This window comes from Rhizorhabdus wittichii, from assembly GCF_017607425.1.
Lineage (GTDB): Bacteria > Pseudomonadota > Alphaproteobacteria > Sphingomonadales > Sphingomonadaceae > Rhizorhabdus > Rhizorhabdus wittichii.
In genome coordinates this window covers 4,583,418-4,596,238 of record NZ_CP059319.1, presented here as the reverse complement: position 1 = coordinate 4,596,238, position 12,821 = coordinate 4,583,418, and the positions used below count along the sequence as shown (strand labels likewise).

15 protein-coding genes are annotated in these 12,821 nt (G+C 68.6%); 7 read left to right on the top strand and 8 right to left on the bottom strand.

Translation table 11 applies throughout. The features are described from left to right. Nucleotides 1–11: 11 nt before the first annotated feature. Nucleotides 12–527, top strand: a complete 516-nt coding sequence (locus HRJ34_RS22115) for a MaoC family dehydratase (protein WP_029993781.1) — start codon at nt 12–14, stop codon at nt 525–527. On the opposite strand, the gene HRJ34_RS22110 is transcribed toward HRJ34_RS22115, so the two are convergent. The 4 genes from HRJ34_RS22110 to HRJ34_RS22095 are packed head-to-tail and all read right to left on the bottom strand — an operon-like array spanning nt 473 to nt 3,819. After that, nucleotides 473–1,105, bottom strand: a complete 633-nt coding sequence (locus tag HRJ34_RS22110; RefSeq protein ID WP_012048466.1) for an FMN-dependent NADH-azoreductase — start codon at nt 1,103–1,105, stop codon at nt 473–475. The two genes, HRJ34_RS22115 and HRJ34_RS22110, sit on opposite strands and share 55 nt — an antisense overlap. After that, complete coding sequence (locus HRJ34_RS22105) at nt 1,098–1,412, bottom strand: Rieske (2Fe-2S) protein (protein WP_208632412.1); 315 nt, start codon at nt 1,410–1,412, stop codon at nt 1,098–1,100. Before HRJ34_RS22105 ends, HRJ34_RS22110 begins: the two co-directional genes overlap by 8 nt. Continuing rightward, on the bottom strand, nt 1,412–2,572 hold the full coding sequence (locus HRJ34_RS22100; RefSeq protein WP_012048468.1) for an acyl-CoA dehydrogenase family protein: 1,161 nt from the start codon (nt 2,570–2,572) through the stop codon (nt 1,412–1,414). The genes HRJ34_RS22105 and HRJ34_RS22100 overlap by 1 nt, the downstream gene beginning before the upstream one ends. A gap of 26 nt (nt 2,573–2,598) precedes the next feature. Beyond that, complete coding sequence (locus HRJ34_RS22095) at nt 2,599–3,819, bottom strand: aromatic ring-hydroxylating oxygenase subunit alpha (protein WP_012048469.1); 1,221 nt, start codon at nt 3,817–3,819, stop codon at nt 2,599–2,601. A 72-nt stretch (nt 3,820–3,891) separates the two neighbouring features. Between HRJ34_RS22095 and HRJ34_RS22090 the strand changes: the two genes are divergently transcribed. Both HRJ34_RS22090 and HRJ34_RS22085 read left to right on the top strand, forming a co-directional pair. Then, nucleotides 3,892–4,731 carry a sugar phosphate isomerase/epimerase family protein gene (locus HRJ34_RS22090; protein ID WP_208632411.1) on the top strand — a complete coding sequence of 280 codons (840 nt, stop codon included), beginning with the start codon at nt 3,892–3,894 and terminating at the stop codon, nt 4,729–4,731. Further along, nucleotides 4,728–5,252, top strand: coding sequence for a VOC family protein (locus HRJ34_RS22085; protein WP_208632410.1), 525 nt, complete (start codon nt 4,728–4,730; stop codon nt 5,250–5,252). The genes HRJ34_RS22090 and HRJ34_RS22085 overlap by 4 nt, the downstream gene beginning before the upstream one ends. On the opposite strand, the gene HRJ34_RS22080 is transcribed toward HRJ34_RS22085, so the two are convergent. Together HRJ34_RS22080 and HRJ34_RS22075 are read right to left on the bottom strand one after the other, a co-directional pair. After that, nucleotides 5,244–5,723 (bottom strand): VOC family protein, encoded by a 480-nt coding sequence (locus HRJ34_RS22080; protein WP_208632409.1) that lies wholly within the window; start codon nt 5,721–5,723, stop codon nt 5,244–5,246. The two genes, HRJ34_RS22085 and HRJ34_RS22080, sit on opposite strands and share 9 nt — an antisense overlap. Before the next feature lie 7 nt (nt 5,724–5,730). Continuing rightward, complete coding sequence (locus HRJ34_RS22075) at nt 5,731–6,537, bottom strand: SDR family oxidoreductase (protein WP_012048473.1); 807 nt, start codon at nt 6,535–6,537, stop codon at nt 5,731–5,733. Between the two features lie 198 nt (nt 6,538–6,735). On the opposite strand from HRJ34_RS22075, the gene HRJ34_RS22070 reads away from it, so the two are divergent. After that, nucleotides 6,736–7,662: an SDR family oxidoreductase gene (locus tag HRJ34_RS22070; protein WP_016745991.1), complete on the top strand. Its 927-nt coding sequence runs from the start codon at nt 6,736–6,738 to the stop codon at nt 7,660–7,662. 26 nt (nt 7,663–7,688) lie between these two features. Then, complete coding sequence (locus HRJ34_RS22065) at nt 7,689–8,474, top strand: SDR family oxidoreductase (RefSeq protein ID WP_208632408.1); 786 nt, start codon at nt 7,689–7,691, stop codon at nt 8,472–8,474. A 200-nt stretch (nt 8,475–8,674) separates the two neighbouring features. Here HRJ34_RS22065 and HRJ34_RS22060 read toward each other — a convergent pair whose 3' ends face one another. Beyond that, nucleotides 8,675–10,021 carry an aromatic ring-hydroxylating oxygenase subunit alpha gene (locus tag HRJ34_RS22060; RefSeq protein WP_208632407.1) on the bottom strand — a complete coding sequence of 449 codons (1,347 nt, stop codon included), beginning with the start codon at nt 10,019–10,021 and terminating at the stop codon, nt 8,675–8,677. Next, nucleotides 10,018–11,373: an aromatic ring-hydroxylating oxygenase subunit alpha gene (locus HRJ34_RS22055; RefSeq protein WP_016745988.1), complete on the bottom strand. Its 1,356-nt coding sequence runs from the start codon at nt 11,371–11,373 to the stop codon at nt 10,018–10,020. Before HRJ34_RS22055 ends, HRJ34_RS22060 begins: the two co-directional genes overlap by 4 nt. Nucleotides 11,374–11,476: 103 nt before the next feature. Between HRJ34_RS22055 and HRJ34_RS22050 the strand changes: the two genes are divergently transcribed. Both HRJ34_RS22050 and HRJ34_RS22045 read left to right on the top strand, forming a co-directional pair. After that, nucleotides 11,477–12,010 carry a VOC family protein gene (locus HRJ34_RS22050; protein ID WP_208632406.1) on the top strand — a complete coding sequence of 178 codons (534 nt, stop codon included), beginning with the start codon at nt 11,477–11,479 and terminating at the stop codon, nt 12,008–12,010. Nucleotides 12,011–12,082: 72 nt separating this feature from the next. After that, nucleotides 12,083–12,640, top strand: coding sequence for a carboxymuconolactone decarboxylase family protein (locus tag HRJ34_RS22045; RefSeq protein ID WP_016745986.1), 558 nt, complete (start codon nt 12,083–12,085; stop codon nt 12,638–12,640). Nucleotides 12,641–12,821 lie beyond the last annotated feature (181 nt).

Genomic DNA, 12,821 nt, shown 5'->3' with positions numbered 1-12,821 from the left:
GGAGATGATCGATGACCGACCATGATGCCCCCTTCGTCCCCGCCCGGCCGACCCGCTGCTTCGAGGACCTCGTGGTCGGCGAGGTCCGCCGGTCCGAGCCGCGCCTCGTCACCGAGGCGGAGATACTCGCCTTCGCGCGCCAATGGGACCCGCAATGGTTCCACAGCGACGCCGACCTCGCCCGCCAGTCGGTGTTCGGGGAGGTCGTCGCCAGCGGCATCCACACCCTCGCGCTGTGGCGGCAGATGGATCATGCGATCAATGCCGACATCGACTTCGTCTGCGGCATCGGCTGGGACGAGGTGCGGATGAAGAAGGCCGTCCGCGCCGGCGACAGCATCCACGTCACCTCCGAGATCGTCGAGCTGCGCCCCTCGACCTCGCGCGCCGATCGCGGCACCGCCATCACCCGCTATGCCGTCGTCAACCAGCATGGCGAGGAGGCGGTGAGCTTCCGCAGCATCAACCTGGTCTATACCCGCGCCGGCAGGGAGAGGCCGGAGAGCAGCGCGTCGACCTCGGCATAGGCGCGGTCCATCGCCGCCGCGACGCTCGCCTCGTCGCCATAGGTCGGGCGGACATGGATCGCATCGACGTCGGTGACGCCGATGAAGCCGAGCCAGGTCCTGAGATAGGCGAGCTGGAAATCATAGGCCGCCATCGGCCCGCCCGGCCGGATGTCGAGCGCGCCCGAGGTGACCAGGATCGCGCGGCGGCCGGCCGCCAGCCCCTCGCCCTGCCCGTCGACCACCCGGAAGGCCAGGCCGGGCTGGGTGATCAGGTCGATATAATGCTTGAGCCGGTAGGGGATGCCGAAATTCCACATCGGCACGGTCAGGAGCCAGCCGTCGAACGACAGGAAATGATCGACCATCCGGCCGATCGCCGCCCAGTCGGCGCGCACAGCCTCATCGACCGGCCGGCCCTCGATCAGCGCATAGCGCCCCTCGATCGCGGCGCCGTCGAAGGCGGGCAGGTCGGCGTCGAACAGCGCCAGCCGTTCGATGTCGTGCCCGGCGAGCCCGGCGATCAGCCGGTCCGCCACCATGTTCGATCGCGATCGCGCGCCACGCGGGCTCGCGTCGATGTGCAACAGCCTAGCCATCGGGCAGGTCGACGACGATCTCGCCGTCCTCGACGCTGACCGCATAGACCGCGATCGGCTTCTTGGTCAGCGTCCCGTTCGGGGCGCCGGTGCGCATGTCGAAGCGGACGCCGTGCAGCGGACAGAAGATGTGCGGCCCGCGGACCTTGCCGCCCTCCAGATGGGCGAAGGCGTGGCTGCACATATTCTCGATCGCGAAGACCCCGGCGCCGGTGCGGCACAGCAGCACCGACTTTCCGCAGGCGTCGAACGCCTTGTTGCCGCCTTCGGGGACGTCGTCGAGCGCGGCGATGCGCTGCTTCGCCATCAGCGCCTCTGGTCGAAGCGGCGGCCGAGCATCGCCGCGGCGATGTTGACCTTCTGGATGTCGATCGCGCCGCCGGCGATGCCCCAGCCCCAGCTGTCGCGCAGCCGGCGCTCCATCGGGAAATCCTTCGAATAGCCATAGGCGCCCATCAGCTGGACGGCGTCGCCCGCCACCTCGCGCGCGATCGAGTTGGCGAAGCATTTGGCGGTCGAGCTGTCGAGGATCGAAGGCAGCCCGTCCTCGGCATTGGCCGCCGCGCGCCAGATCAGCAGGCGGGCGGCGTCGACCTTCATGTGCATCTCGGCGAGCTTGAGCTGGACCGCCTGGAACTCGACGATCGGCTTGCCGAACTGCCTGCGCTCCTGGACATAGTCGGTGACGTCCTCCAGCGCGCCCGACGCCTGGCCCAGCGCCATGGTGGCGTTGCCGCAGCGTTCGAGGTCGAACGTCTCCATCAGCTTCTTGAAGCCGCCCGCCGGCACGACGATGTTGTCGAGCGGCACCTCGACATCGTCGAAGGTCAGGTCGGCCGAGGGCACGCCGCGGAAGCCCATGAGCTGTTCGTTGGGGCCGAAGCCGAAGCCCGGCGTCCCCTTCTCGACCAGCACCGCGCCGATCGCCCTGGGGCCGGGATCGTCCGACAGCCGGCAATAGACGAGATAGGCGTCGGCATGGCCGCCGCCCGAGCACCAGCGCTTGGTGCCGTTGATGACGAGCCGGTCGCCCTTCACCACGCCCTTGGTCTTGAGGTCGGTCAGCGCCGATCCGGCGTCGGGCTCCGACATGCCGATCGCGACGACCATCTCGCCCTTGCAGACGGCGGGGACGATGCGGCGCTTGAGGCTGTCCGACCCGAAATGCTCGATCGCGCGCACCGGGCCCACCGAGGATTCGAAGATCGGGAAGGCGACCGCCGAGGATATCTTGGCGAACTCCTCCAGCACCACCAGCGCCTCGAGATTGCCGAGGCCGAGGCCGCCCAGTTCCGCCGGCACGTTGATGCCGAGGAAGCCCATCTCCGCATAGCGGCGGACCAGTTCATGGCTGGGCGGGACATTGTCGCGCTCGCACGCCGCCGCGATCGCCGGCAATTCGGCGCGGGCGAAGGCGCGGGCCGCCTCGCGCAGTTCCTCCTGCTCGGATGTGAGCCTGAAATCCATGCCTCTCCCCTATGATCCGATGGTGGTCAGCGCGTGACCCAGTCGTGCAGCACCTGCTCGACCCGCGCCTCGGGCGGCACCTGGTTGAGGCCGATGCGGCGATCGAGCTCCTCGTGCCAATGATAGATGCGCCGCTCCTGATAGTTGAGCGGCATGCCGCGGAATCCGTCGCTTTCGAGCGATTCCTGGATCTGCGGGGCGAACTGGAGGTCCTCGTAGAGGATGCGTTCCCAATTGGCGATCCGCTTCGCCCACATCGGATGCGGGTTCTCCGGGTCGTGGTCGGGCCCGATCCAGCTCGACACCACCCGCGACGAGCGCGGGCCGGTCGGCCAGAACTGGAGCAGCGGGATGCCGCTGTCGGACGGCGGCATCACGAAGTTGGGATAGATCTGGTAGCTGACGTTGTTGTTGGCCGGCAGGTCGGTGACGGTGTCGATCTTCGGCATGCCGATCGTGCCCGGGTCCTTCCAGTCGGGGCGGCTGTTCGGCGTCACCATCCGGCTGTGCCCGTTCGGCCAGAGCGTCACGATCATGCCGCGATGGTCGAGGAAGCGGTCCACCGTGTGCTGGTGGATCGACTTGATGTGATAGACCTCCAGAAAGGCGTCGAGCAGCACCTTGACGTTGCAGCCGACCTCGTAGCTGCGGCTGTCGACGAGGCGGAGGCGGTCGAGCTGATACTGGTCGAGCTCCTTCGCCATCGGGCCGATATGGTCGATCAGCGGCTGCGCCTCGGCATCCTCGTTGACGAAGATCAGGTTGCCCAGCGTCTCGCAGCGAACCGGCACCAGCGACCGGCAGGAAAAGTCGAGGTCGACGAAGTCGCGCTTGTCGCGGACGGCGGTGAGCTTGCCGTCGAGCGTGTAGCTCCAGCCATGATAGCCGCAGACGAAGCCGCGCGCCTCGCCCGCCTCCGCCGTCACCAGCGGCGCGCCGCGATGCTGGCAGGTGTTGAAGAAGGCGCGCAGGTCGCCCTGCAGGTCGCGCACGACGATGACCGGCGATCCGGTGTTGCGGGTCAGGAACCAGGAGCCGGGGTCGGGGAGCTGGTCGACATGGCCGGCATAGAGCCAGGCCCGCTTCCACATCCGCTCCTTCTCCAGCGCCAGGAAATCGGGATCGACATAGCGGCGGCCGGGAATGTCGGGCAGCTTGGGGAAACCCTCCGGCGCGGCCTTGCGGCCGCGCTCATAGTCCATACGGGCATAATCCGGCCCGGCGCTGTCATGGCTGATGGCGTCCATCGATCCTGTCCCGTAGCGTCCTTCGTCTCTTCCGATTGACTCGCCCTACCACAGCCGCGCATAAAAACAATCATGAATGATTTTTTATTGCCCCCGGCGAAGCTCTCGCTCCACCATCTGACGGCGCTCGACGCGTCGCCGGCGGAGCTGGCCGCGATCGCGGGCCGGCTGGGGTGCGACCATGTCTGCCTGTTCACCCATGTTCCCGAGGCGATAGCACGACTCTTCCCCTGCGTGGGCGAGGCGGACGTCGCGGAGCTGTCGGCGGCGCTCGGGCAGGCCGGCGTGACATTGTGCAACCTGGAGGTGTTCCCGCTCGACGCCGATCCCGACTGGGCCGGCTTCGAACGGGCGCTGGCGGTGGGGCAGGCGCTCGGCGCGACGCGCGCGACGGTCCACATCCACGATCTCGACGACCGCGCGGGGGCGGCGGCGCTGGCGAGCTTCTGCGACCTGGCGGCCGGGTTCGGCATCGTCGCGGGGCTGGAGTTCAACGGCTTCTCGGCGGTGCGCACGCTGCCGCAGGCGGCGGCGATCGTGGCGGCGGCGGACCGGCCCGGCGCCTCGCTGGTGTGCGACATGCTGCACCTGGTGCGGAACGGCGGCGGCCCCGCCGACATCGCCGCCGCGCACGACCGGATTGGCTATCTCCAGATCTGCGACGGCCCGCGCGAGCGGGCGCGCGACGAGGCCTGGCACGAGGCGATCCGCGAGCGCGCCCTGCCCGGCGCCGGCGACTTCCCGCTCGCCGCCGCGCTCGCCGCGCTGCGGCCCGGCACGATCGTCGACGTCGAGGTGCCGCAGCATGCCGCGCGCAAGGCGGGAGTCCCGCCGTTCGAACGCGCCCGCCGCGCCGTCGAGGCGGCGCGCACCCTGATCGCCAACCACCTGCCGCACGAGGCCGCCCGATGAGCTTCCAGCCCCGCATCATCCAATATGCCTGGGTCGTCCCCGACCTGGCCGAGGCCGCCCGCCGCTGGCATGCGGCGACGGGAATCGGACCCTTCCTGGTCAACCGCGACCTCAGGCTCGACGAGCCGCGCTATCGCGGCGCGCCGAGTGAGACCCGCTTCTCGACCGCCGTCGCCCAGCATGGCGAGGTGCAGATCGAGTTGGTCGAGCAGCATGACGACGGCCCCTCCGCCTATCGCGACACGGTGCCGGCGGGGGCGACCGGCTTCCACCATGTCGCCTTCATCGCGGAGGACTTCGCCGCCGACCTGGCCCATTATACCGGCCAGGGCTTCGCGGTCGCGGCGGACGGGCTGTTCGGACCGATGCGCTATGCCTATGTCGACACCTCGGCGGCGCTCGGCCACATGATCGAGATCGTCGAGGACAAGCCCGCCATCCGCGCCTTCTTCGCCGCCGTGCGCAAGGCGGCCGACCGCTGGGACCGCGACCCCGCCACCCTGCTGCGCGAGCTAGGCTGACGGCTCCAGGGCCTTCGCCCGGTCGAAACCGAAGCCGCAGCCCTCGTCGACGATCTGGAGCAGCTCGACGACATTGCCGTCGCAGTCGCGGCCATAGGTGGCGCGGGTCGCGGCCGATCCGCCGGGCGGGCCGTTGAACGCCATGCCCAGCGCGGTCAGCCGCTCATATTCGGCGAAGACGTCGTCGCAATAGAGGCAGAGGTGGATCAGGCCATGGTCGCACATCCGCGGCCGCACCGCCGTCCCGCGCGGCGAAGCATATTCGAACGCCTCGATATAGAGATTGCCGAGACGGAGCATCTGGTAGCGCGCGGCGCTGTCCTTCAGCCCGACCATCGTGTCGACGCGTTCATTGCCTTGCTCCCACGCGCCTTCGCCGCAGCGTTCGAAACCGAACCAGCGCCGATAATGATCGACGAAACGGTCGAGATCGGGCGTCGAGACGGCGAGGTGATGGACGCCGCGGATCATCGCCGGCTCACGCCTGGGGCGCCGCCGCGGCGCGCGCGGCCTGCACCGCCGCGACGATCTCGGCGTTGCGCGGGTTGCGGCGCAGGGTGACGCCGCCGCTCACCTGCAAGGTCTGTCCGGTCATGAAGCAGGCGTCGGAGACGAGCCACGCCACCGCCTCGGCGACGTCCTCGCTCGTCCCCACCCGGCCGAGCGGATATTCCTTGGCGAAGGCGCCGATCACCGCCGGGTTGCGGCCGGCCTTGGCGGTCATCGGCGTGACGGTGAAGCCCGGCGCCACCGAATTGGCGCGGATGCCGCGATCGCCGAATTCGTTGGCGATGCAGCGGATGACATGATCGGCGCCCGCCTTGGTGCCCATATAGGCGGCGTGGTCCTCCAGCATGATCGTCGCCGTCGCCGAGGATATTTGGATCAGCGACCCGCCGTCGCGCATCGCCCGCAGCATCGCCTGGTAGAACAGGATCGCGCCGGTGAACTGGAGCGCGGTGATCTTCTCGATCTCTTCCTTGCTGGTGTCGAGGAACGGCTTGAGCAGGCCCCAGCCGGTCGCGTTGACGGCGATGTCGATCCCGCCGAAGCGGTCGACCGCCGACGACGCCAGCCGCGCCAGGTCGGCCTCGCTGGTCAGGTCGCACCGCGCGACGGCGAGACCGCCCAGTTCGTCGGCCAGTTCGGCGAGCGGTTCGGGATCGCGCCCCGCCACCACGAGTCGCGCGCCGTCGGCCGCGAGTCGCCGCGCGATCGCCTGCGCCATGTTGCCCCGCCCCGCCGCGCCGATCACCACCGCGACCTTGCCGTCCAGTTCCGCCATCGCCCAATCTCCTCTCTCCGCGCCATTAAAAACAGGCATGACTGCCTTTTTCAAGACCACTATCGTTGTCACGCCCCTACGGAGCGATGCGCGAGGCCACGGTCGTTCCGGGGAAAAGCCCGCTCAATAAAAAAGACATTTGTGATTGTTTTCTTCATCGGCGATGCTAAGCCATGTCGGGAGGAGCCTGAACGATCGATGGATGCGAATTCCACCCAGTCCGCGCCCGGCGGCCATGTCCGCCCGGACCCGAACGACCCGACCCGGCCGAAGCGCGGCCTGACGCCCGACGACCTGGCGACGCATGACACGGTGTTCCGGCCCGACCTGCTGGCCGGCCATCGCATCCTGATCACCGGCGGCGGCAGCGGCATGGGCAAGGCGGCGGCGTTCCTCGCCGCGCGGCTGGGCGCCGAGGTAGCGATCTGCGGCCGCAACGCCGACAAGCTGGCCGTCACCCGCGACCAGATCCGCGCCGCGACCGGCCGCGAGGTGATGACCGCCGCGATGACGATCCGCGATCCCGAGGCGTGCGAGGCACTGATCGCCGAGATCCACGATCGGATGGGCGGGCTCGACACCGTCGTCAACAATGCGGGGGGACAATTCCCGCAGGACGCGATCGACTTCAGCCGCAAGGGCTGGCTGGCGGTGATCGACACCAACCTCAACGGCACCTGGTGGATGATGCAGGAGGCGGCGAAGCGCTGGCGCGAAACCGGCGCGCCGGGCCACATCATCAACATCGTCGCCAATGTCGAGCGCGGCATGCCGCAGGCGGCGCACACCTGCGCGGCGCGCGCGGGGGTGATCTACCTGTCGAAGACGGTCGCCACCGAATGGGCGCCGTTCGACATAAGGATCAACTGCATCGGCCCCGGCGTGATCGAGACCGAGGGCTTCGGCGTCTATCCGGAGGAGGCGCTGGTCCGCTTCCACAAGGCCAATCCGATGAAGACGCGCGGCAATGCGTGGGACGTGGCCGAGGCGATCGCCTATCTCGCTTCCCCCGCCGGCCGCTTCGTCAACGGCGACCTGCTGGTGATCGACGGCGGGCAGGCGCAGTGGGGCGTCGTCTGGCCGGGCGGCATGCCGGACTATTTCGACGAGAGCGGCGCGGCCTGATCGTCCGCCGACAGACGGAGAGGGTTATGACACAGGATCGCGGCGGCGAAGCGGCCGGGCGGGTAGCCGGCAAGGTCGCGCTCGTCACGGGCGGCGGATCGGGGCTCGGCAAGGCCGATTGCGAGGCGCTGGCGCGCGAGGGGGCGACGGTGGTCGTCACCGACGTCAGGATCGAGCCCGCGCTGAAGGTCGCCGACGCGATCGGCAACGGCGCGCTCGCGCTGGCGCTCGACGTCGCGTCGGAGGACCAGTGGATCGCGGTGATCCGGGCGATCGAGGAGCGGTTCGGCCGGCTCGACATCCTCGTCAACAATGCCGGCGTGGTGCTGTCGGCCGATGTCGAGGGGACCACGCTCGACCAGTTCCGCTTCGTCAACGCGGTGATGAGCGAGGGCGTGTTCCTCGGCTGCAAATATGCGATCCCGCTGATGAACCGCAACGACGGCGGATCGATCGTCAACATGTCGTCGACCGGCGCGCTGCTCGGCTATCCGATATTCCTCGCCTATTCGGCCGCCAAGGGCGCGGTGCGATCGATGACCAAGTCGATCGCGGTGATGTGCCAGGAAAAGGGCTACAAGATCCGCTGCAACTCGATCCATCCCGGCGCGATCGAGACGCCGATGGTGCAGGAGGCCGAGGGCCGCATCGGCCAGGAGCAGGCGGTGCCGAAGGGCGTCCTGCCCGCCGGCGCCAAGGGCGCGCCCGAGGACGTCGCGGCGATGGTGGTGTTCCTCGCCTCCGACGAGGCGCGCTTCGTGACGGGCGCGGAGTTCGTCGTCGACAACGGGGTGACGATCCGGCCGTTCTGACCCGGCCCCGCCCACCGTCATGCTGAACTTGTTTCAGCATCCACCGTGCCACAAGCGACGGCGGTGCGGATGATCAACTGATTTTCCTGCCGTCACCCCAGCGCAGGCTGGGGTCCATGTCTCTATCCTCCCCGGTGGTCATCTGGCTGATGAGAGACATGGGCCCCTGCCTCCGCAGGGGCGACGTGTCGGTGTGAAAACTACCGCCCCATCCAGCGATCGAGCTCGACGTGGAAGTGGCGCAGCCGCGCCTCCTGCTCGCCCCAGAGCGGGCCGCGGAAACCGCGCGAGCGGGCGCCGGCCTGGACGATCGGCAGCAGGTCCGAATCCTGGTCGAGCACCTCGCCCATGCCCGGCGGCTCGCCGAGCCCGGTGTGGACGACGTCGGGCCGGGTCTCCCCGGTCAGGTCGACATCGTCGCCCAGCCCCATCCACAGCGGCGCGCCATAGCCGGGCACGTCGACATGGCGGTAGAGGATCGTCGTCTCATAGGTGAAGCGCTCGGGATCGTCGGCGTCCGGCTTGAAGCGGTGGAGGAACACCGCCTCGGGATGGCAGCCGATCTGCGCGTTGGGGAAGATGCCGAAGATCACGCTGTCGGTGAGTTGCGCGTCGCTGAACCGTTCATAGCCGAGCCCGAGCCGCGCCGAGCGGTCGCGCTTGGCCATCGCGATCGCCGAGCGGCTCTCCCGCGCGGTGCCCTGGAAGGTCGCGGGGTCGAGACCCGCGTCCTGGAGCATCGCGGCGATGCCGGGGTTGATCGCCTCCTGCTCGGGGAAATGCGAATTGGGCTGGCCGAAGGGGACGAACTGCCGGCTCATCCCGCCCGGATAGAGATCGATATGGGTGCGGTCGTCGAGCATCCCCATCGTCTGGGGATGGATCGCGTGGAGATGGTAGCTTTCGTAGAAGGCGTCGACGCCGCCCTTCCAGTTGGCCGCCCAGTCCGACCGGCGGTGCTGGACGACGTGCATCTCGTCGATCCGGTAATTTTCGAGCATCGGCAGGATCGGGCCGAGATAGTCGCGGAGCGGCGGCGGATTCTCTGCCATCGACAGGAAGACGATCCCCGCCGCCGCCTCGACCCTGACCGAGCCGAGGTCGGTGCCGTGGCACAGCACCTCGGGCCGGAAGGTCTCCGGATCGGTGACGGCGAGGTTGCGGCCGTCGAGGCCGAAGCGCCAGCTATGGAAGGGGCAGGTGAAATCGTCCTGCGATCCGACGTCGTCCTGGACCAGCCGGCTGCCGCGATGCGGGCAGACATTGTAATGCGCGGCCAGCCCGCCATCGGCCGTACGGACGATGATGAAACTCTCGACGCCGATGTCGAACCGCATCCAGTCGCCCGGCTCGCGCACGTCGCTGACCGGGCCCGCCATCAGCCAGGCCTGGGCGAAGACCTTCTCCCATTCCTCCCGCGCGAAGGCCCGCGAGGTGTAGCGGGCGGGATCGGGGCGGGCGGCGCCATTGTCGACATGGGCGGCGGGCGCGTCGAACGGATGGGTCGAGTCCTTGTGGACCGCCCAGCCGCGCCGGTCGTAGTTCATGCCGGCTCTCCATGGCCCATGCGCCGGTCTAGCTCGGCATGGAAATGGCGCAGCCGCCCTTCCTGCTCGCTCCACAACGGCCCCCGGAAGCCGCGCGAGCGGGCCCCGGCCTGGACGATCGGCAGCAGGTCCGAATCCTGGTCGAGCACCTCGCCCAGCCCCGGCGGCTCGCCGAGCCCGGTGTGGACGATGTCGGGCCGAGTCTCCCCGCTGGTGTCGATGTCCTCGCTCAGCCCCATCCAGGCCGGCGGCGCGTAGCCGGGCGCGTCGACATGGCGGTAGAGGATCATCGTGTCGTAGGTGAACTGGTTGGGATCGGTCGCATGCGGCAGGAAGCGGTGGAGGAACACCGCCTCCGGATGGCAGCCGATCTGCGCATTGGGAAACAGGCTGTAGACGGTCGAGTCGCTGAGCTGCGAATCGCTGAACCTGTCATAGTCGAGGCCGTAGTCGGCGGCGCGCCTGCGCTTGGCGGCCTGCACCGCGGCGCGGGTCTCCTTCGCGGTGCCGGCATAGGTCGCGGGATCGATGCCGGCGTCCTTGAGCATCAGCGCGATGCCGGGGTTCACGCTCTCCTGGTCGGCGAAGCGCGGGCTCGGCTGCGCGAAGGGGACGAACTGGCGGCTGAGCCCGCCCGGATAGAGGTCGATCTGGGTGCGGTCGTCCATCAGGCACTGGGTCTGCGGATGGACGGCGTGGAGATGGTATATCTCGGCGAAGGCGTCGACCCCGCCCTTCCAGTTGGCGCCCCAGTCGGACCGGCGGTGCTGGATGACGTGCATCTTGTCGATCTCGTACAGCTCGAGCTGCGGCAGGATCGGGGCGAGCCACTCCTTCACCGGCGCGATGTCCGGGTCCATCGAGATGAACACCAGCCCGACCGCGACCTCGCAGCGGACCGAGGTCATGTTGATGTCGTGGCACAGCACCTCGGGCCGGAAGGTCTCGGGGTCGGTGACCGCGACATTCTCCCCGTTCAGGTCGAACCGCCAGCTGTGGAAGGGACAGGTGAATGCCGACTGGCTGCCGAAATCGTCGAGGACGAGCCGGCTGCCGCGATGCGGGCAGACATTGTAATGGGCGTGGACCTCGCCGTCCTCGCCCCGGACGACGATGAAGCTCTCATTGCCGATGTCGAAGCGGGCGAAGTCGCCCGGCTCGCGGATGTCGGAGACCGGACAGGCGATCAGCCAGCTCCGCGCGAACACCTTCTCCCACTCCTCCGCCGCGAAGGCGCGGTCGTGGTAGCGGGCCGGCGTCGGCCGGGCGGTGCCGTTGTCGACATAGCTGTGCCGATAGAACGGATGCGGCGCCCCGACATGGATGTCCCACAGGCGGAAATCGTAGTTCATCGCGTCTCTCCTCGATTCCGTCTTCGCGCGGATCGACATGCATAAAAAAACATGCATGATTGTTTTGCAAGGTCAAATCACAGACCGTTACGGGAGAGAGCGAATGAGTCGGCTGTTCGGGCGGATCTTCCAGCTCGCTTATGTCGTCGAGGATATCGACGCGGCGATCGCGCACTGGACCGGAACGATGGGGGTCGGCCCGTTCGTCCGCTTCCCGGTTCCGCTCCAGGCGGACTGGCTGGAGGTGCGCGGCCGGCGGGTGCCCGCCGACGCGGACATCTTCGCCGCCGTCGCGATCGCCTATAGCGGCGATACGATGATCGAGCTGATCCAGCCCGGCAGCGCCCCCTCCCCCTATCGCGAATTCCTCGCCGCCGGGCGGCGCGGCGCCCATCATCTCGGCACCTATGCCGACGATTACGACGCGCAGATGGCCGCCGCCCGCGCCGCCGGGATCGGGGTGGCGATGGAGGGCGTGCTGCCGATGTCGCGCTTCGCCTATCTCGACACCGACCTGCTGTGGCCCGGAACGATGGTCGAGATCATCGAGGCCAAGCCCGAGATGCACGCCTATTTCGGCGCGATCCAGGCGGCCGCGCGGAACTGGGACGGAAAGACGCCGGTCCAGGCGATCTGAGCCGGCCGGCGGGCCGGGCGCGACGCCGGTCCATCCGAAAGCCGGAAAGCCCGTCGCGAAGGAGAGAGACGGATGCCCAACATCGATATCCCCGCCGACGCGCTGGCCGATCCGCTCGGCCATGCGCTGACGCGGCATTCGCCCGTGATCGGGGCGGCGGCCGGCGAGTTCGTGCGCGCGGTCTACCAGTCGCTGCGCCTGTCGCTGCGCATCGCCGAGGCGGCGCGCTACCGCATCGCGCAGATCAACGGCTGCCTGGTCTGCCAGGGCTTTCGCGCCGCCGACCATCTCGACGGCTATTTGGCCTCGGTCGGCGGCGATCCGGCGAGTTCGCTGGTCGCGCGCGGCGGGGCCCGCCCCGACGAGGCCTTCTACGCGGCGGTCGACCAGTGGCGGACGAGCCCGCTGCTCGACGATCGCGAGCGGCTGGCGGTCGACCTCGCCGAGCGCATGGCCTTCGCGCCGAACGAGCTGGGCTATGACGAGCCGTTCTGGGCGACGATGCGCGCCGCCTATAGCGACGCGGAGATCACCGACCTGACCCTGGCGATCGGGATGTGGATGGCGATGGGCCGCTTCACCCACGCGCTCGGCCTCGACACGGTCTGCCTGCCGGCCGCGGCGGCGTAAGGGTTGAAGCGTTCCGCTCGGCTTTCCGTTTCTGTCGTCATTCCCGCGAAAGCGGGAATCCATGGACGGCGGCCCGCAAGAGACGGAATGTGCCGTGACCGTGGATTCCCGCTTTCGCGGGAATGACGGAGGAGTGATGGAATCGGCGTGACATGATCACGTCCATCGCAAAGACTGAACG